The organism is Nonomuraea sp. NPDC004702 (assembly GCF_053601695.1).
In genome coordinates, this window is record NZ_JBSGCE010000041.1 from 71,180 (window position 1) to 89,390 (window position 18,211).

The 18,211-nt window shown below is 74.4% G+C and carries 9 protein-coding genes; 5 read left to right on the forward strand and 4 right to left on the reverse strand.

From position 1 onward, the window contains the following. Positions 1-276: 276 nt before the first annotated feature. Positions 277-1,596, reverse strand: a complete 1,320-nt coding sequence (locus ACWEJ6_RS37455; protein ID WP_452429979.1) for a cellulose binding domain-containing protein — start codon at positions 1,594-1,596, stop codon at positions 277-279. A 432-nt stretch (positions 1,597-2,028) separates the two neighbouring features. Here ACWEJ6_RS37455 and ACWEJ6_RS37460 point away from each other — a divergent pair, with 432 nt between their 5' ends. Further along, positions 2,029-2,247 (forward strand): hypothetical protein, encoded by a 219-nt coding sequence (locus ACWEJ6_RS37460; RefSeq protein ID WP_352327660.1) that lies wholly within the window; start codon positions 2,029-2,031, stop codon positions 2,245-2,247. A 78-nt stretch (positions 2,248-2,325) separates the two neighbouring features. On the opposite strand, the gene ACWEJ6_RS37465 is transcribed toward ACWEJ6_RS37460, so the two are convergent. Genes ACWEJ6_RS37465 through ACWEJ6_RS37475 form a run of 3 tightly spaced genes read right to left on the reverse strand, consistent with a single transcriptional unit; the run spans position 2,326 to position 6,027 of the window. Continuing rightward, entirely contained in the window at positions 2,326-3,540 is a 1,215-nt protein-coding gene (locus ACWEJ6_RS37465) for an ROK family transcriptional regulator (protein ID WP_452429982.1), read from the reverse strand. A 31-nt stretch (positions 3,541-3,571) separates the two neighbouring features. Next, positions 3,572-5,347: a sensor histidine kinase gene (locus tag ACWEJ6_RS37470; RefSeq protein WP_452429984.1), complete on the reverse strand. Its 1,776-nt coding sequence runs from the start codon at positions 5,345-5,347 to the stop codon at positions 3,572-3,574. Next, on the reverse strand, positions 5,344-6,027 hold the full coding sequence (locus ACWEJ6_RS37475; protein WP_358301322.1) for a response regulator transcription factor: 684 nt from the start codon (positions 6,025-6,027) through the stop codon (positions 5,344-5,346). Before ACWEJ6_RS37475 ends, ACWEJ6_RS37470 begins: the two co-directional genes overlap by 4 nt. Before the next feature lie 91 nt (positions 6,028-6,118). Here ACWEJ6_RS37475 and ACWEJ6_RS37480 point away from each other — a divergent pair, with 91 nt between their 5' ends. The 4 genes from ACWEJ6_RS37480 to ACWEJ6_RS37495 all read left to right on the forward strand — a co-directional run. Then, the gene (locus tag ACWEJ6_RS37480; protein WP_452429986.1) at positions 6,119-6,898 is read left to right on the forward strand and encodes a L,D-transpeptidase; all 780 of its coding nucleotides are present in this window, start codon (positions 6,119-6,121) and stop codon (positions 6,896-6,898) included. 29 nt (positions 6,899-6,927) lie between these two features. Further along, the gene (locus ACWEJ6_RS37485; RefSeq protein ID WP_452429988.1) at positions 6,928-7,215 is read left to right on the forward strand and encodes a hypothetical protein; all 288 of its coding nucleotides are present in this window, start codon (positions 6,928-6,930) and stop codon (positions 7,213-7,215) included. Between the two features lie 922 nt (positions 7,216-8,137). Then, a complete protein-coding gene (locus ACWEJ6_RS37490; RefSeq protein ID WP_452429990.1) occupies positions 8,138-12,883 on the forward strand; it encodes an amino acid adenylation domain-containing protein in 4,746 nt (1,581 codons plus the stop codon). Continuing rightward, a partial coding sequence (locus tag ACWEJ6_RS37495) for an amino acid adenylation domain-containing protein (RefSeq protein WP_452429992.1) occupies positions 12,880-18,211 on the forward strand: 5,332 nt, incomplete at its 3' end. The genes ACWEJ6_RS37490 and ACWEJ6_RS37495, both read left to right, overlap by 4 nt.

The following is an 18,211-nucleotide window of genomic DNA, read 5'->3' on the forward strand; positions in this document are numbered from 1 at the left end:
CAACGGCCCGCGACAGGGAAAAGCGCTTATCCGATTTATTTCCGAGGAGTCACATGGCCCCCGGCCGGTCGGTGAATACGACGGTAAATGAGCCGGCGGGCCGTCCCGGGTAAGGATAGGGGCGGCCTGTCGAATAACGCAATAAGGTGATCCGCGACCTTCCGTGACCGAGGTTCGACGGAACGTGGCGCAATAAGGGAAAGCCGCTATTCAGCTTCCCGCCGCGGATTCGCCGAATAAAATTCGGGAATCCACGGCGGCGGAACCCGGGTCGTCTCAGGCGGGCACTCTCGTGCAGACCAGGTTGTTGAGCTTGAACTGGGCGGGAATGTCGTTCGTCCCGGTGACGGACGCCGAGAAGCCGAGGCTCTGGCTGGAGCCGGGGCCGATGTAGGTGTTGGTGCCGGCGTCGCGGGCGGTCACCTGCGTGCCGGTCTGGGTCACCGTGGCGTTCCAGGCGTTGGTGATCAGCTGGTTGCCCGACCAGGCCCACGTGGCGGTCCAGCCGTAGATGGGGGTCGTGCCGGTGTTCCTGATGGTCAGGCTGCCGTTGAAGGCGCCGTTCCAGACCTCGGTGGCGTAGGTGACCTCGCAGGAGGTGCCCATCCTGAGCCCGCCGCGCAGGAAGGTCGTGAAGTTGGGCCAGGTGGGGTCGAGGGTGCCGGTGCCGACGGTCTCGCCGCAGTTCTTGGTGGTGCGGACGGTCTGCGTGCCGTAATGGGCGGGGTCCATGACCTGCGGCATCATGTGGTCGGCGCCGGGCACCGAGACGAAGGTGGCCGACCCGCACTGAGCCTTGATCTTGTTGTAGAGCAGCACGCTCTGGCCGTGCGGCACCAGGAAGTCGGCCTGGCCGTGCAGGAACATCAGCGGCGGGTCGTTGGCGTCGACGTACGTCATCGGGTTGGCCTGGGCCACGGTGGCCGGGCAGGTCTGGATGGGACAGCCGACCAGCAGGGACTCCGGCGAGGCGGGCGAGTTGTGGTCCAGCCCGCCGGTCGGCAGGTTCTGCGCGTTCATCTGCAGGAAGTCGGTGGGGCTGTAGAAGGCGAGCCCCGTCTGGACGGCGCTGGAGACGCCGGTCGTGCCGATGGCGCCCTCCAGCGCCGACACGCCGCCGGACAGCGTGGCCATCTCCGTCAGCCAGCCGCCCGAGGAGTCGCCCATGATCGCGAATCGGTTGGGATCGAGCTGGTACGTGGCGGCGTTCGCGCGCAGCCAGCGGATCGCCGCCTTGATGTCGTGCACCTGGGCCGGGAAGATCGCCTGGGCGCTGGAGCGGACGCTGACGCCGGCCACCGCGAAGCCCAGCGGGTTGAAGATCGCGGCGATGGCGTCCGCGCCGGCTTTGCCGTCGTCGCTGCTCCACGCCGAGCCGGTGTGCCAGATGATCAGGGGCCGGGGCGTGATGCCGGTGGCGGGCAGGTAGAGATCCAGCAGATGCCCTCTGCTGCCGGCCGGTTGCGCGGGCGCGTAGGCGATGTCGGTGATCGTCTGCGTCGCGTGTGCCGGCGGCGCGAAGGCCGCCGGCACACCGACGGCGGCCAGCACGGTCATCGCCAAGCCGACGGCGGCCGTGCGGATTCGAGCTTGCATGGTGCGACTCCGGTTGGTCGGATGGTCGCCGCTTCCCGGGTGGCCGTCCGTGTCTCGTTCGATGGCAGGGCGGCCGTGATGAGCACGCCGACCTGTAGCGCCTGTGAGAACAACGTCCTGTTCGAGTGTCGCGGCTCACATCGATATGGGCGGGGAGACGATATGACACTTACGCGACAATGGTCAAAGTTTTCGAAGTTTCGTTTCCCTTAGAACGGGAAAGCGGCATAAATCGTACTTTGGGGCCGTAAGGCACGGAGACGGCCCCAGATCATCCATGGCATGCACAGCCGGTCGGATACACCCCCACGGCGTCTTTCACGCCGATGAAAGTTTCATGACCCGGCGGCCGGTGATTCCGCCGCGACAATCCCACCGGAGCCGTGAGTGATAATGTCCACCGACATGATCTCCCCAGTCGCAGGAGGACGAATGCGAAAGGCACGCGCTGTTCTCGTCTCGGCCGTCATGGTCCTTGGAGTGTCGCTGACGATCGGCGCCGCCCCGGCGAACGCCGAGAAACTGGCGGGCGTCTTCAGGGAGCACGCGGAGTGCGAGCGGATCGGCACCCAGGGCGTCGACCAGAACTGGTGGGACGACTATTCATGCCAGTGGGAGAGCAAGTACAGCTACTACTTCCTCTACGCCTGACCCCGTGAGACGCACGCCCCCGGGCCCGCGGATCGAACCGGGGGCGCGTGCGCCCGCCGCGATCGAGGGACGGCCGTCTCAGCGAAGGGCCGCCAAGGTGGTGAGGGGGTTGTCCAGGAGACCGGCGAAGGCGAGTTCGGCGGCTCCGGCGAGCGTGGTGTCGTCGCCCAGGGCCGTCACGGCCAGGCGGACCCGTTCCCGCGACACCGGCAGCACGTGCGCGTCGATCCGGGCACGGACGCGCGGCTCGGCGCCCGGATAGACGTCGCGCAGCATCCCGCCGAAGACCACGAGCGCCGGATTGAACAGGTTGATGAGGTTGACGACGCCGACGCCGAGCCAGTCGCCGACGCGGTCGAGGGCGTCCCGCGCCCTGGCGTCACCGGCGCGGGCGAGGGCGACGACGGACCGGATGCCGTCGCGGCCGACGAGCTCGCCGGACCGTCCCGCGTAGTCGAGCAGCGCCTCCTCCCCCACCTCGGCCTCCAGGCAGCCGCGCGACCCGCACAGGCAGGGCCGGCCGTCGAACGGGTTGACCAGCATGTGCCCGAGCTCGCAGCCGTAGCCCGTGTCGCCGTCCAGGAGTTCGCCGCCGACGATGATCCCGCCGCCGACGCCGACGTCCCCGTGCAGGTAGACGAGGTTGTCGGTGTCACGTCCCGCGCCGCGCACGTGCTCGGCGATCGCCCCCATGTGCGCCTCGTTGCCCACCTCGACGGGCAGCCCGAGGCCGAGCCCGGCGCCGAGTTCCGCGCCGAACGCCTGGTCCACCCAGCCGAGGTGCGGCCCGTACCGCACGGTGCCGTCGGTCCGCCTGATCAGCCCGCAGTACGAGGCGCCCACCCCCACGCACAACGAGCCCGGCCCGGCCCCGGCGACCAGCTCGCGGCCGAACGCGGCCAGGACCCCGACGACGTCCTCCAGGTCGACCCCGGCGCGGGCGCGGACGGCCTCCCTGCGGTCGAGGACCCGGCCGCCCAGCCCGACGCGGGCCGCGACCAGCCGGTCCACGGCGACGTCGAAAGCCAGCCCGTACACCGTGCCCTGCTCGGGCATGACGACGATGGACGGCCGCCCCGCCCGCCCCCGCCCGGCCGGCACGCCCTCGCGGACGAGCCCGGCCGCGGCGAGTTCGGCGGTCAGGTCCATGATGGTGCTGCGGTTGAGGCCCATCCGGCGGCCGAGCGCGGCGCGTGACACCGCCCCCTCGTTGTGGACGCGCCGCAGCACCTCGCTCAGGTTCCGCTGCCGCATCTGCTCCTGCGTGCGCACGCCCACCGCCGATCCCGTCATCCCCGTCACCCTAGGACGTGTCCTCACAGGATCACGGTCGTGCCGGAAGGCGCAAGGTGAAGGTGGTGCGGACGCCCGGGGTGCTGGCGGCCGTGGCGGTGCCGCCGTGCGCCTCGGCCAGGTCGCGGACGATCGCGAGGCCGAGGCCGCTGCCGCCGGTGCGGCGGTTGCGGGACTTCTCCGCCCGCCAGAACCGGTCGAAGACGTGCGGCAGGTGCTCGGCGCGGATGCCGATCCCCGTGTCGGTCACCTCGATGACCACGTGGTCGCCGTCCTGGCGGGCGGCCAGCGTGATGTGCCCGCCGGCCGGCGTGTAGCGCAGGGAGTTGGTGACGAGGTTGCCGATGGCCTGGCGGAGTCGTACGGGGTCGGCGGTCAGGGTGGGGGCGCCGATGATGCCGGTGGTCAGGGTGAGCCCGGCGGCCTCGGCGCGGCCTCGGTGGGCGGTGGCCACCTGGTCGAGGAGGTCGCCGAGGTGCACGGGTTCGAGGTGCAGGCGCAGCTTGCCCGCGTCGGCGAGGGCGAGGTCCTGGAGGTCGTCCACGATGTGCTGCAGCAGCAGGAGCTCCTCGACCAGGGAGGCGATCAGCGCGGGGTCCAGCTCGGCGACGCCGTCCTGTGCCGCCTCCAGCCAGCCCCTGAGGTTGCTCAGCGGGGTGCGCAGCTCGTGGGAGACGTCGCTGACCATCGCCTTGCGCTGCTCCTCCATGCGCTGGAGGTGCTCGGACATCTCGTTGAACGCCGTGGCCAGCTCGCTGATCTCGCCGGTCGTCCTGACCTGGACGCGGGCGGAGCTGTCCCCGTCGCGCATCCGCCGGGCGGCGTGGGTGAGCGCGTTGACCGGGCCGACCAGGCGCCTGGCCGCCATGACGCTGACGCCGACGGTCAGCACGAGCACGAGGAGGGCGGCGCCGGCGATCGAGGGCAGCGGGATGCGCGGGCCGGCGGCCTCGGCCGGGGATCCGATGTACAGGTAGGCGGCGGGGGCGACGTAGGGGTCGAGCTGTTCCTTGCGGGCGGCGACGATGCAGGACGAGATCGTCTGGCCGGGCTCGGCCTCCGAGGACGCCGGCCGCTTCTCCTTGGGAACCCAGGTGAGGTCGAGGCCGACCGAGCCGCGTTCCGCGCCCTTGCCCTTCAGGCATCTGCCGACCAGCACGTTGAGCTGCTTCAACGCGGCCCTCTCGGTGCGCGTCGGCGTGTTGAAGGTGACCGCGTCGCAGGGGGCCGTCACCGCCGGGGCCGGGCTCGGCTCCTGCGGGACGCCCTCGCCGGTCGTCGTCACGGAGGGCCGGCCGGTGTGGGAGACGCTCGTCCGGACGGGCTGCCCGGTGCGTCTCATGCAGGCGGCGTAGGCGTCGGCGGCCTTCCCCAGCCGGGCCCGGTCACGGTCGGGCAGCAGGAAGGGGCCCACCGCACGCGGATCGATCCGGTCCTCGGCCGCCCCCGGCACCAGGGTCACGTCCACGGCCAGCGGATCGACGACGGCCGACACCCGGGCGGGCAGCGGGGTCCCGGCGGCCGCCGAGTCCGCGATGAGGGCGCCCTTCTCGGTGGTCAGCGCGACGCGGCGGCTGTTGGCGGCGGCGAGGTCGCGTACGGTGGCGGCGACGCCGGACCAGTCGGGATGGCGGGAGGCGTAACCGAGCAGGCTGTTGTTGATCTGGGCGTCGCTGGCCAGCGTCTGGCCCTGCTCGCGCTGGATCGCGCCGGAGGTGCTGTTGGCGGCCAGCCACGCCGTCGCCGTGATCGAGCAGACCGCCACGACGGCCGAGCTGGTGAGCAGCCGGACGAACAGCGACCTCATGCCTGGGTCAGCTTGTAGCCGACGCCGTACACGGTCAGCAGCCGGGACGGGCGGCGCGGGTCGGGCTCGATCTTCTTGCGCAGGTTCATCACGTGCACGTCGACCGTGCGCTCGGTGATGAACCGGTCGAAGCCGTGGACGCGCTCCAGCAGCTGCTTCCTGGTGAACACCCGTTCCGGCTCGGCGGCCAGCGTCTCGACGATCCGGAACTCCGCGAGCGTGCAGTCGACCGGCGTGCCCGCCACGGTGACGGTGTGCCTGACCGGGTCGACGACCAGGTCACCCGCCCGGAACAGCCGGCCCGTCTCCGGCGCCCTGCCGGTGCGGCGCAGCAGCGTGCGCACGCGGGCCATCAGCTCGCGCGGGCTGTACGGCTTGGTCATGTAGTCGTCGGCGCCGAGGTCGAGCCCGAGCAGCAGGTCGTCCTCGGTGGACCGGGCGGTCAGCATCAGGATCGGCAGGTCGGACTCGGCGCGCAGCACCCGGCAGACGTCCAGGCCGTCGACCTTCGGCATCATCACGTCGAGCAGCACGAGGGCGGGGTCCCCCTGCCGGGCCTCGTCGATCGCCGAACGTCCGTCGTGCACGACGCGGACCTCGTGGCCCTCGCGCTCCAGGTAGCGCCTGAGCAGTTCGGCCTGCTTGGGGTCGTCCTCGGCGACCAGCACGTACGCGCACATGGGCCCGAGGTTATGCGCACTGCGCGAGTGCATACGGGATTCGCATGACAGGCAAACAGGTTCCACACATTCTGCCGCCAGGCTGCGCCGGGTGAGAACCAACCTGCTTCGTACGGCCGCGGCGACGGCACTCGCCCTCCTGCTGGCGGGCTGCGCGGGCAGCGCAGGCAGTGCCGTACGCCCCGACCCCGCGCGCACCACGGCGGGCACCACGGCGAGCACCACGGCGAGCACCGCGGCGGGCACCATCGCGCGCGCCGAGCCGGCGGGCGGCGCCGGATCGAAGATCGCGAGCGTCAAGGGGGCCCGGATCACGATCTACCGGGACAGACAGGGCGCGGCCCAGAGGACGATCACCAGCCCCAACGACTACGGCGCGACGCGCGTCTTCCTGGTGGAACGCGACGAGGGCGACTGGCTCCAGGTGCTGCTGCCGATCCGGCCCAACGGCAGCAAGGGCTGGATCAAGGCCGCCGACGTGACGCTCGCGGAGACCTCCCACCGCGTGGAGATCGACCGCGGGGCGTTCCGCTTCACCGTCTACGACGGCGACCGGCCGGTCAGGACGGGCAAGGTCGCGACCGGCGAGGCCGGGACGCCGACGCCGCCGGGCCGCTACTTCTTCACCGAGCTGGTGAGGCCCACCGGCGACGGCGGGGCCTACGGCGCGTACGCCTTCGGGCTGAGCGGCTTCTCGCCGGTGCTGAAGAGCTTCGCCGGCGGCCCCGGCCAGCTGGCGATCCACGGGACGAACAAGCCGTCCGCCATCGGCACGCGGGCCAGCCACGGTTGCGTCCGGGTCAGCAACGACGACATCACCTGGATGGCGAAGAACCTGGCGATCGGCACTCCGGTCGTCGTCAAGGGCTGAGGCCCTGTTCGAAGGATGAGAGGAACCCTATGAAGATCAGAACCATGCTGGTCGGCGGCGTCGCGGCGCTGGCGCTCGCGACGGGCCTCGCCGGGCTCTCGGGGACGGCCTCGGCCGAGCCCGCGAAGCCCGCCGCGAAGCCCGCCGCGGTGCCCGCCGCAGTACCCGCAGCAGTGCCCGCAGCAGTGCCCGCCGTGGTGCCCGCCGGGGGCCCCTCCGCGGCGCCCTCCCCGGTGCCCGCCGAAGGCCGGCCCACGGTGGAGCAGACGGCGGGGCCGAGGGAGCCGGTCGCCGTCAAGCCGCGGTACACCGGCTGATCACGACCCGTCGCCGCCGCGTGACGTCCCTCCTCTCCTGCCCGTCGGCCGCGTCGGCGGCCTGGCCATCACGGGCAGGAGCAGGGCCCGGACGCCGCGGCGCCGCGTGCGGGGGCCACGCCGTCCTTGACCACGCACACCACGGCGTCCGTGACGCCGCCCCTGAGCACGCACGCCACGACGTCCGTGACGTCGCCCCTCCCCCGCCGGGGCCCGACCCCGGCGGGGGCCTTCTTTTTCCTAGCCCTCCTCTGCGCCAACACCCCAGGGCCTTTCCCGTCGCGGCTCCCGACCTCACCGTCCCGTGAGGTCCCGCGACGGATGTGCTTGCCCGTCCGCGCCTTCCGTTGCGCGGGGTTGACGAGAACCCTTCTCCGGATGTCAACGGGACCCTTACATTTCGCCCTCTTTCCTGCCTTTCGCCCCCGATTGCGGGACCGACCCGGCGAAGAGGATCATGTCGGTGTGGCGTCCCGGAGCAGTGGCGAGAAGGCCGCACTCCTCGCCCATGTCCGGCGCCCGGGGTCTGCCTGTCGCCGGTCCAGGAGGTTCGCGCGCTCCGGCCGACGCCGGGCGCCGGGACGTCGCTGACCGCCTGCCGAGCCGTCCCGCGCCCACCGGCCGATGACGCGCCCTCCTGCAAGCAAGATCATGGCAGGTTCCAAGTCAGCGGCAAGCCGGGTCACCGATGCTGTTGCGCGGACGACCATGGGCGAAAGGAGCGGTAACCGCAGAACACGACATTTGCCGCGAATGCCCCCCGCCGCACCCGCCGACCGCGCGACACTGAACCGCCCGCACGACCCCGCACGACCCCACGCGCCCAGCGACGACCTCGCCCGGGCCCGCGTGCCGTCCCGAGGAACGGGCTGTTCCATACCGCCCACCCGGGCACGTTTGACCTTTGCTGGAAAGAGGACACATGACTACGGATGTGACGGGCGCGAACCGCCCTCCCACCGACTCGCCGGGACGCCTCCACGAGGCCCTGGAGGCGCAGTGCCGGCGGACACCCGATCGCCTCGCCGTCGTCGCGGGCACGAGCCGGATGACCTACGCCGAGCTCGACCGCAGGGCCAACGGGATCGCCAACGCCCTGGCCGCGCGAGGTGCGGGACGCGGCGACCTGGTGGGCATCTGCCTCGACCGCGACGAGTGGCTGGTGCCCGCGCTGATCGGGGTGCTCAAGGCGGGCGCGGCCTACGTGCCGCTGGACCCGGCCTACCCGGCCGAGCGCTTACGTTTCATGGCCGAGGACGCCGCCATGACCGCGGTGGTCACCTCGGCGGCGCGGCGCGAGACCGCGGCGCCGACCGGCGCGGACACCGTGCTCGTCGACGACGTGACGCCCGCCGCGCACGGGCCGCAGGTGCCCGGCGAGCCGGGCGACGCCGCGTACGTGATCTACACCTCCGGCTCCACCGGCCGTCCCAAGGGCGTGGTCGTGGAGCACCGCAACACCCTGAACCTGGTGCGCTGGGAGGCGTCCGCCTACACCGCCGAGGAGCTGAGCGGCATGCTCGCCGGCTCCTCCATCTGCTTCGACGCCTCGATCACCCAGATCTTCACGCCGCTCTTCGCCGGCGGGACCGTGATCATGGCGGACAACGTCCTGGCGCTGCCGACGCTGCCGGCCCGCGACGAGGTGCGCACGGTCTTCGGCGTCCCGTCCGCGCTGTCGGTGCTGCTGCGCGAGCCGCTGCCGGACGGCGTGCGCATGGTGCTGTCCGGCGGCGAGCGGCTGACCGCCGCGCTGGTCGCGCGCGTGTACGCCAACCCCGGTGTGCGCCGCGTGCTCAACATGTACGGCCCCACCGAGTGCACCACCGGCTCCACCCTGTTCGAGGTGAGCCGCGACCACCAGGGCGACCCGCCGCTGGGCGGGCCGATGGCGAACGCGCTGCTCAGCGTGCGCGACGCCGCCGGCAACCCGGTCCCCGAGGGAGAGATCGGCGAGTTGTGGATCGGCGGCCCGAACGTGACCCGCGGCTACCTGGGCCACGACTCGCAGGCGTTCGGCACCGACCCGGACGGCACCCGCGTCTACCGCACCGGCGACCTGGTCCGGCGGGTGGACGGCGAGCTGCGCTACGTGGGCCGCGCCGACGACCAGGTCAAGATCCGCGGCTACCGGGTGGAGCTGGGCGAGGTCGAGTCGGCGCTGGACCGCCATCCCGCGGTGCGCCGCGCCGTCGTCCTGGCGCACACCGACGACGACGGCATCGCCTACCTCGTCGCGCACGTGGCCGCCTCCGGCGTGACCGAGCCCGAGCTGCGCGACTGGCTGCGTGACCGGCTGCCCGACCACCTGGTCCCGGCCAGGATCGGCGTGACCGGCGACCTGCCGATCGCCCCCACCGGCAAGGTGGACCGCGCGGCCCTGCCCAAGCTGGGCGCCGCCCGGACGGGGAGCGCGGCGCCGGTCGCGCCCCGGACGGACGACGAGCGCCAGGTCGCCGAGGTGATCGCGGACGTGCTGGGCCTGCCGGAGGTGGGCGTGCACGACCGGTTCGCCGACCTGGGCGGGCACTCACTGGCCGCCGCCCGGGTGGTGACCGAGCTGTCCCGGCGGCTCGGGCACACCGTGCCGCTGGCGACGTTCCTGACCGAGCCGACCGCGGCCGGGCTGGCGGCGCGCCTGCGCGAGCCGGGATCGGCTCCGGTGCGGCGGACCGGCCGGACCCGGCACCCGCTCACCGCCGCGCAACGCGAGTTCTGGACCTTGCGCCAGCTCCACCCGCACAGCCCGGTCACCACCGTGTCGATCCGGCTGCGCGTGCGCGACCTCAGCGGGAGCGCGCCGCTGCGCCGGGCGCTGGACGCGGTCCTGCGCCGGCACGAGGCCCTGCGCAGCACGATCTCCGTCGGCGAGGACGGCGTCCCGTACGCGGTCGTGCACCCGCCCGTCGCCGTTCCCCTGGTCGAGCATCCGGCGGGCGCGGACCCGGTCAAGGTGGCCCGGGCCGCGGTGGAGCACGTGTTCGACGTGACGACCGAGGTGCCGTTGCTGCGCGCGAGCCTGTGCCCCGTCGGAGAGGGCGTGGCCGAGCTGGTGCTCGTGACGGACCACATCGCCTTCGACGGCGGTTCGACCGGCGTGCTGATGGACGAGCTGGCCGCCGAGCTGGCGGGTGAGCCCGTCCCCGAGCCGGCGGTCCAGCTCGGCGACGTGGCGGTGCGCGAGCAGGAGGACCGGCCCGACCTCGCGCGGCTGCGCGAGTTCTGGCGCGACGAGCTGGCGGGGGCGCCGGTGGCGGGGCCGCCGCCCGGCGACCTGACGACGTGCCGGGTGATCAGGCCGCTCACCGAGGAGTTCACGGACGGCGTGGCCGCGCTGGCCCGCGCGTGCGGCGCGACCCCGTACGCCGTGTACCTGGCCGCGCTCGCCCTGGCCGCCGGGGAGCCGGACACGCTGGTCGGCATGGTCGCGGCGCGGCGCGCCCGGCCGGAGCTGGCCCGGGTCGTCGGGCCGCTGATCGACACGGTGCCGGTACGGCTGCGGCCGGACGCCGCGCCGACCTTCCGCGACCTGGTCCGGCAGGCCGGGCAGGCCGCCACGCGGGCGCTGGTCCACCAGGAGGTCCCGCCCGCCGACGTGCCCCGCGCCCCGGTGCTGCTGGCCATGCAGCACGCCGAGGTGCCGGTGCGCGCCGGATGCCTGGAACTGCTGACCGAGGTCGGCCCGGGCGCGGCGGTGCACGAGTTCAGCGTGCTCGTCAACCGCACGGCCGCCGGCGCCGAGCTGCACCTGGAGTACGCGGTCGCGCTGCTCGGCCGGGAGGCGGCCGGGGCGTACCTGGACCGGCTGCTGTGGCTGCTGCGGCGCGTGGTGGCCGAGCCGGACCTGGCGATCGCCACGTTCGAGCCGGTCACCCCGGACGAACGCGCCGCGCTGCTGGCCCGCGCGGCCGGTCCCCGGCTGCCGGACGACTTGCCCCCGGTGCCGCTGTCGCTCGCCGCGCACGTGGGTGGCGCGGCGGGCACGGCGGTGGTCGGCCCGGACGGCGTCGCCCTGAGCCACGCCGAGCTGAACGACCGCGCCGACCGGATCGCGGCCGGGCTGCTGGCGCACGGGGTGTCGCGCGGCGACGTGGTCGGCGTGCACGTGCCGCGGGACGAGATGTTGCCCGCGGCGCTGCTGGGCGTGTGGCGGGCGGGGGCGGCGTACCTGCCGCTGGACCCGGAACACCCGGCCGAGCGGCTGCGCCTGCTGGCCGCGGACGCCGGCGCCCGCGTGGTCCTCACCCGCGGTGGGACGCCCCTGGAGACGGCGCCCGGCGAGGACGGGCCGGTGACGCTCGACGTGGACCGGCTCGCGGCGGGCTCCCGCGCGGACCTTCCCGAGGTGCGCGCCGAGGACCTGGCGTACGTCACCTACACCTCCGGCTCCACCGGCGCCCCCAAGGGGGTCGAGGTCACCCACGGCGCCCTGGCCGCCCTCGTGGCCGGGATGATCTCGACGCTCCGCCTCGGCCCGGCCGACGTGCAGCCCGCGGTCGCGCCGCTGAGCTTCGACGTCTCCGCCTCCGAGCTGTGGAGCGTCCTGGCCGCCGGCGGCACGTCGGTGGTGGTGGACAGGGCCACGGCCACCGACGGGCACGCGCTGGCGGAGCTGATCACCACCAGCGCGGCCACGGTGATCGACCTGGTGCCGACCGCGTACCGGATGCTGATCGCGGCGGGCTGGGCGGGTGACCCCGCGCTGCGCGCCGTCGCCGGCGGGGAGGCGCTGGACCCGGCGCTGGCCGAGCAGATCCTGCTGCGCGTCGGCGAGTTGTGGAACGCCTACGGGCCCACCGAGACCACCGTCACCTCCATGCTGCACCGGGTGCGCGCGCACGAGGGCGACCGGGTGCCGATCGGGTCGCCGATGCCGGGCGAGCGGGCGTACGTGGTCGACGCGCGGCTGCGGCTGGTGCCGCCCGGCGCGGTCGGCGAGTTGCTGCTGGGCGGCGCCGGGGTGGCCCGCGGCTACCGGGGCCGTCCGGACCTCACCGCGGCCGCCTTCGTGGCCGACCCGTTCACGCCGGACGGCCGCTGCTACCGCACCGGCGACCTGGCCCGCCGGCGGCCGGACGGGACGCTGGAGTTCCACGGCCGCCGCGACCACCAGGTGAAGGTCCGCGGCTACCGGATCGAGCTGGGCGAGGTCGAGGCCGTGCTGCGCGAGGTCGCCGAGGCCGCGGTGACCGTGGCGGGCACGGACGCGCAGGCCCACCTGGTCGGCTACGTCGCGCCGGAGACGGCGGACCTGGCCGCGGTCGAGCGGCACGCCCGGTCCCGGCTGCCCGGCCACATGGTGCCGCGCCGCTGGGTCGCGCTGCCGGCCCTGCCCACGCTGCCCAGCGGCAAGGTGGACCGCCACGCGCTGCCCGAGCCGGACGCCGGCCCGGCCCCGGCGCGGGTCGAACCGGCCACCGAGGCCGAGCTCCTGGTGGCCGCCGTCTGGGCCGAGGTGCTCGAACGGCCCGAGGTCTGGGCCGGCGACGACTTCTTCGCCCTCGGCGGAGCCTCGTTCGCCGCGACCAGGGTGGCCGCCCGCCTGCGCGAGATGTTGCAGGTCACCGTGCCCGTGCGGTTGGTGTTCGACCGGCCGGTGCTGGCCGACTTCGCCGCCGCGCTGGAGGAACTGCTGGCCGCCGACCTGATGGAGGGGGACGAGGGATGACCGAGGTACGTGAGGACCGGATCGCCGAACTCGTCCGGTCCAGGCTCGCCGCCGCCCTGAAGCAGAAGGAGCAGGCCGCCGTCCCCCGGATCCCGGCGACGTCGGCCGCGGACATGCCGCTGTCGCCGGCGCAGGAGCGGCTGTGGTTCCTGGCCCAGCTCGAACCGGGCACGCCCGCCTACAACGTGCCGCTGACGCTGCGGCTGCGCGGCCCGGTGGACGTCGCCGCCCTCACCGGCGCGGTGGCGGACCTGGCCGAACGGCACTGGATCCTGCGCGGCGTCATCGAGGACGGGCGCGTGCGGCCCGTCGCCGCCGTGCCGGTGCCCGTGGTCGACATGGCGGCCGCCGCCCCGGCGGAGCTGGAGCGGGAGCTGGCCGACCACGCCTGGCGGCCGTTCCGGCTGGACGCCGAGCCGCCCCTGCGGGCCACGCTCTACCGGCTCGGCGACGAGGAGTGCGTGCTCGCGCTCACCCTGCACCACATCGCCACCGACGCCTGGTCGGAACGCGTCCTGCTGGACGATCTCGCCCACCTGTACGCCGCCCGCCTCGGCCTGGAACCGCCCCCCGCTCCCCCGGCCCTGCAGTACGCGGACGTGGCCGCGTGGGAGGCCGGGCGGCCCGACGCCGATCTCGACTGGTGGGCCGCCCACCTGGCGGGCCTGCCGCCGGTGCTCGACCTGCCGCTCGCCCGCCCGCGCCCGGCCGTCCCCACGTGGGAGGGGGCGGCGGTCGCGGTGGAGGTGCCCGAGGCGTTGTCGGCCAAGGTGCGCGCGGTGGCCGGGACGTCGCCGTTCATGGTGTTCCTGGCCGGGTTGCAGGCGTTGCTGAGCCGCCTGTCCGGCGTGGACGACATCGCCGTCGGCGTGCCGCACGCGGGCCGCCACCACCCCGACGCCGAGCGGGTCGTCGGCTGTTTCATCAACACGCTGGTGGTGCGCGGCGACACCGCGGGCGACCCGACCGGCGCCGAGCTGCTGGCACGGGCGCGCACGGCGGCGCTGGACGCGTTCGCGCACGCCGGCACGCCGTTCGAGCGGGTCGTGGAGCGGCTGCAGCCGGAGCGGAACCTCGCGGTCACGCCGCTGTTCCAGGTGATGCTCAACGTCTACGACACCGGCGCGCCGCTGTCGCTGCCGGGGCTGACGGTCGAGGCCGGGACGCCGCCCGCGCCGACCGCCAAGTTCGACCTGAACCTGGAGCTCGGCGACGACGGCACCCGCTTCTCGGGCGAGTTACGCTTCCGCACCGACCTGTTCGACGAGGCCACCGTGCGCCGCCTGGCCGGCTGGTACCTGGAGCTGCTGGACGGCATGCTCACCGACCCCGACGCGCCGGTGCGGCTGCCGGCCGGCGACGACCTGCGCGGCCGGGACGCCGGTCTGCCCGTGGACGTGCCGCTGCACACGCTGATCGAGCGGATGGCCGACGCCCGCCCCGACGCGGTCGCGGTCGGCTCGCTCAGCTACGCGGAGCTGGACCGCCGCGCCAACCAGGTGGCCCACTGGCTGCTGGAGAGCGGCGTACGGCCGCAGGAGCCGGTCGGCGTGCTGCTGGAGCGGCGGCCCGAGCTGGTGGTCGCCGTGCTCGGCGTGCTCAAGGCGGGCGCCGCCTACCTGCCGCTCGACCCGGTCTACCCGGAGCGGCGCAACCAGGCGGTGGTGGCCGACGCCGGAGCGCGGATCGTGCTCACCGGCGCCGAGCTCGCCGCCGCGGCGGAGGCGTCCGGCGAGCGTCCCGGCGTGGCGGTGCGGCCGGAGCACCTGGCGTACGTGATCTACACCTCGGGCTCGACCGGACGGCCGAAGGGCGTCGCGGTCGAGCACCGGCACATCACGCACTACCTCGGCGCGGTGGCCGAGGTCGTCCCGGCGGGGATGACGTCGTTCGCGCTGGTCTCCACCGCCGCCGCCGACCTGGGCATGACGAACCTGTGGTGCGCGCTGACCACGGGCGCCACCCTCCACCTGATCGACCACGAGACGGCCACCGACCCGGCCGCGTTCGCCGCCCGCCTGGCGGCGAACCCGGTGGACGCGATCAAGATGGTGCCCAGCCAGCTCGAACTCCTCGGCATGGCCGCCCTGCCCGCCAAGCTGCTGATCCTGGCCGGCGAGGCGGTGCCGGCGGACCTGGTCGCGCGGGTCCGGGCGGCGCGACCGGACCTGGAGGTGCAGATCCACTACGGCCCCACCGAGACCACGGTGTCGGTGCTGGCCTGCGACGCCGGCCAGGCCCTGGCCGAGCTGGGGCCGGGCCGGGCGCCGCTGGGCCGGCCGCTGGCCGACGTGGTGTGCCGGGTGGCCGACCCGTCGGGACGGGCGTTGCCGCCCGGCGTGCCCGGCGAGCTGTGGATCGGCGGGCCGAGCGTGGCCCGCGGCTACCTGGGCCGCCCCGACCTCACCGCGGAGCGTTTCACCGGCGGCTGGTACCGCACCGGCGACCGGGTCCGGGTGACCGGGAACGGGCTGATCGAGTTCCTGGGGCGGATCGACGACCAGGTGAAGGTGCGCGGCTTCCGCGTCGAGCTGGGCGAGGTCGCCGCGGCGTTGCGGGCCCTGCCACAGGTCGCCGAGGCGTACGTGCAGCCGGTCGGCGACGGCCTGGAGCGCCGCCTGGCCGCCTGGGTGACGCCCGCGACGGTGGACGTGGCGCAGGTACGCTCGGCGCTGCGCGAGCGGCTGCCCGACTACATGGTGCCGGCCGCGATCGGCGTGCTGGAGGCGTTGCCGCTCACCCCGAACGGCAAGGTGGACCGCGCGGCGCTGCCCGTGCCCGAGGCGGGGCCCGCGGTGCGGGTGCCGCTGGGCACGCCCGCCGAGCGCCTGGTCGGTGAGGTCTGGGCCGACGTGCTCGAACTCGCCGAGGTGTGGGCGGACGACGACTTCTTCGCCCTCGGCGGGCACTCGTTCGCGGCGACCCGGGTGGCCGGGCGGCTGCGGGAGCGGCTGGGCGCGGCGGTGCCGGTGCGGCTGCTGTTCGAGCACCCGGTGCTGGCCGACCTGGCCGCCGCGCTGCCCCGTCCGGCCACTGCGGCGCGCGTGCGGCGCGCGCCGGCGGACGGGCCGGTGCCGCTGTCCGGGGTGCAGGCCAGGCTGTGGTTCCTGGCGCAGCTCGAACCGGACAGCAGCGCCTACAACGTGCCGGTGGCGCTGCGGCTGCGCGGCCCGCTGCGCGCGGAGGCGCTGCTGGACGCGGTGCGTGACCTGGCCGAGCGGCACCACGTGCTGCGCGGCGTGGTCGACGACTCCGGCCCCGAGCCGGTGATGGTGATCCGGGACGCCGCCGAGGTGCCCGTCTCCACCGCGCGCGTGGACCGGTCCGAGGTCGAGGACGTGCTGGCCGGGCACCTGGCGACGCCGTTCGCGCTGGACCGGGAGCCGCCCATGCGGGCGGTGCTGCTCACCGTCGGCGATCCTGGGGACGGCGACGAGCACGTGCTCTCGCTCACCTTCCACCACATCGCCACCGACGCGTGGACGCGCGGGCTGCTGCTGTCGGAGCTGTCCGGCCTGTACGCCGCCCGCCTCGGCCTGCGCCCGCCGCTCGACCCGCCCCCGGCGCAGTACGCCGAGGTCTCGCCGGTCCCCGACCCGGCCGACCTGGACTGGTGGGCCGGGCACCTGGACGGCCTGCCGCCGGTGCTCGACCTGCCCACCGACCGGCCGCGCCCCGCGGTGCCCGACCCGGGCGGAGCCGCGCTGGACCTGGAGCTGCCCGCGGAGCTGAGCGAGCGGATCAGGGCGGTGGCCGCCGCCTACCGGTCGACGCCGTTCATCGTGCTGCTGGCCGGGTTGCAGGCGCTGCTGGCCCGGCTGTCGGCGAGCGCGGACATCGCGGTCGGCGTGCCGGTCTCCGGCCGCGACCACCCGGACACCGAAGGCGTGGTGGGCTGCTTCCTCAACACCGTGGTCGTGCGGACCGACGTGGGCGGCGACCCGACCGGGCGCGACCTGCTGGCCCGCGCGCGGGAGTCCGCGCTGGGCGCGCTCGCGCACGCGGGCACGCCGTTCGACCGGGTGGTGGACCGGCTGCGGCCGGAGCGGAACCTGGCGGCCACGCCGCTGTTCCAGGTGATGCTCAACTACGTCCCCGGCGTGGCCGGGGCGGAGCTGCCCGGCCTGGAGGCGTCCGAGATCCACCTGCCGGAGCTGACCACCAAGTTCGACCTGAGCTGGCACGTCGTGGACGACGGGCCGGGCGCGCCGCTGCGCGGCGGCCTCGCCTACCGGACGGACCTGTTCGAACCGGGCACCGCGGCCAAGCTGACCCGCTGGTACGCCGCCCTGCTCGACGGGCTGCTCGCCGACCTGGACACGCCGGTGGGCGCGGTGCCGCTGGAGCCGGTGACCGGCCCGGCGCTGGCCGGCGGGCCGCCGCCGGAGCCGCCCGCCGGGGCGGTGCACCACCTGATCGAACGCTGGGTGGACGAGACCCCCGGCGCGCCGGCCGTGGTGGGGGCCGACCGCGCCCTGACCTACGCGGAGCTGGAGGCGGCCGCCAACCGGATCGCCCACTGGCTGCTGGAAGCCGGGGTGAGCGCCGACGAGCCGGTCGGCGTGCTGCTGGAGCCGGGCGCCGACCTGGCGTGCGCGTTGTTCGGCATCCAGAAGTCGGGCGGCGGGTATCTGCCGATGGACCCGGCGTACCCGGCGGCGCGGATCGCCGCGATGCTGGAGGCCGCCGGGGTGCGCGCCGTGGTGACGGTGAGCGAGTTCGCGCCCCTGATCGGGGCCGGCAGGCAGGTGCTGACGCTGGACCGGCCGCCGTCCCTGCCGGACACCCGGCCCCGGGTGGACGTGCTGCCGGAGCACCTGCACCACGTGATCTTCACGTCGGGCTCCACCGGCACCCCCAAGGCGGTGGCCGCCGAGCACGGCGGCGTCCTGAACTACCTGGGCGGCATGCTGCCGCGCATCGGCGCCCCCGGCGGGTCGTTCGCCGTGGTCTCCACGCCCGCCGCCGACTTCGGTCTGACCTGCGTGTTCGGGGCGCTGACCACTGGCGGGACGGTGCACCTGGTGCCGCGGGAGACCGCGATGGACCCGGCCGCGTTCGCCGGTTACCTGGCCGAGCACCGGGTGGACGTCGTCAAGTGCGTCCCCAGCCACCTGGAGCTGCTGGCCTCGGGCGGTGACCTGGCCGCCGTGCTGCCGCGCCGGCTGCTGATCCTGGCGGGCGAGGCGTGCCCGTGGGACCTGGTGGAGCGGGCCCGCGCCGCCCGGCCCGAGCTGCGGATCCAGAGCCACTACGGCCACACCGAGTCCACGATGATCTGCCTGGTGTGCGACACCGAGGAGATCCCCGCCGACCGGCGGACCGGCA

What these genes read in the sequence shown, in the direction of transcription:
- ACWEJ6_RS37455 (WP_452429979.1), bottom strand. Translation starts at nt 1,596, where the DNA reads ATGCAAGCTCGAATCCGCACGGCCGCCGTCGGCTTGGCGATGACCGTG.
- ACWEJ6_RS37460 (WP_352327660.1), top strand. Translation starts at nt 2,029, where the DNA reads ATGCGAAAGGCACGCGCTGTTCTCGTCTCGGCCGTCATGGTCCTTGGA.
- ACWEJ6_RS37465 (WP_452429982.1), bottom strand. Translation starts at nt 3,540, where the DNA reads ATGACGGGATCGGCGGTGGGCGTGCGCACGCAGGAGCAGATGCGGCAG.
- ACWEJ6_RS37470 (WP_452429984.1), bottom strand. Translation starts at nt 5,347, where the DNA reads ATGAGGTCGCTGTTCGTCCGGCTGCTCACCAGCTCGGCCGTCGTGGCG.
- ACWEJ6_RS37475 (WP_358301322.1), bottom strand. Translation starts at nt 6,027, where the DNA reads ATGTGCGCGTACGTGCTGGTCGCCGAGGACGACCCCAAGCAGGCCGAA.
- ACWEJ6_RS37485 (WP_452429988.1), top strand. Translation starts at nt 6,928, where the DNA reads ATGAAGATCAGAACCATGCTGGTCGGCGGCGTCGCGGCGCTGGCGCTC.
- ACWEJ6_RS37490 (WP_452429990.1), top strand. Translation starts at nt 8,138, where the DNA reads ATGACTACGGATGTGACGGGCGCGAACCGCCCTCCCACCGACTCGCCG.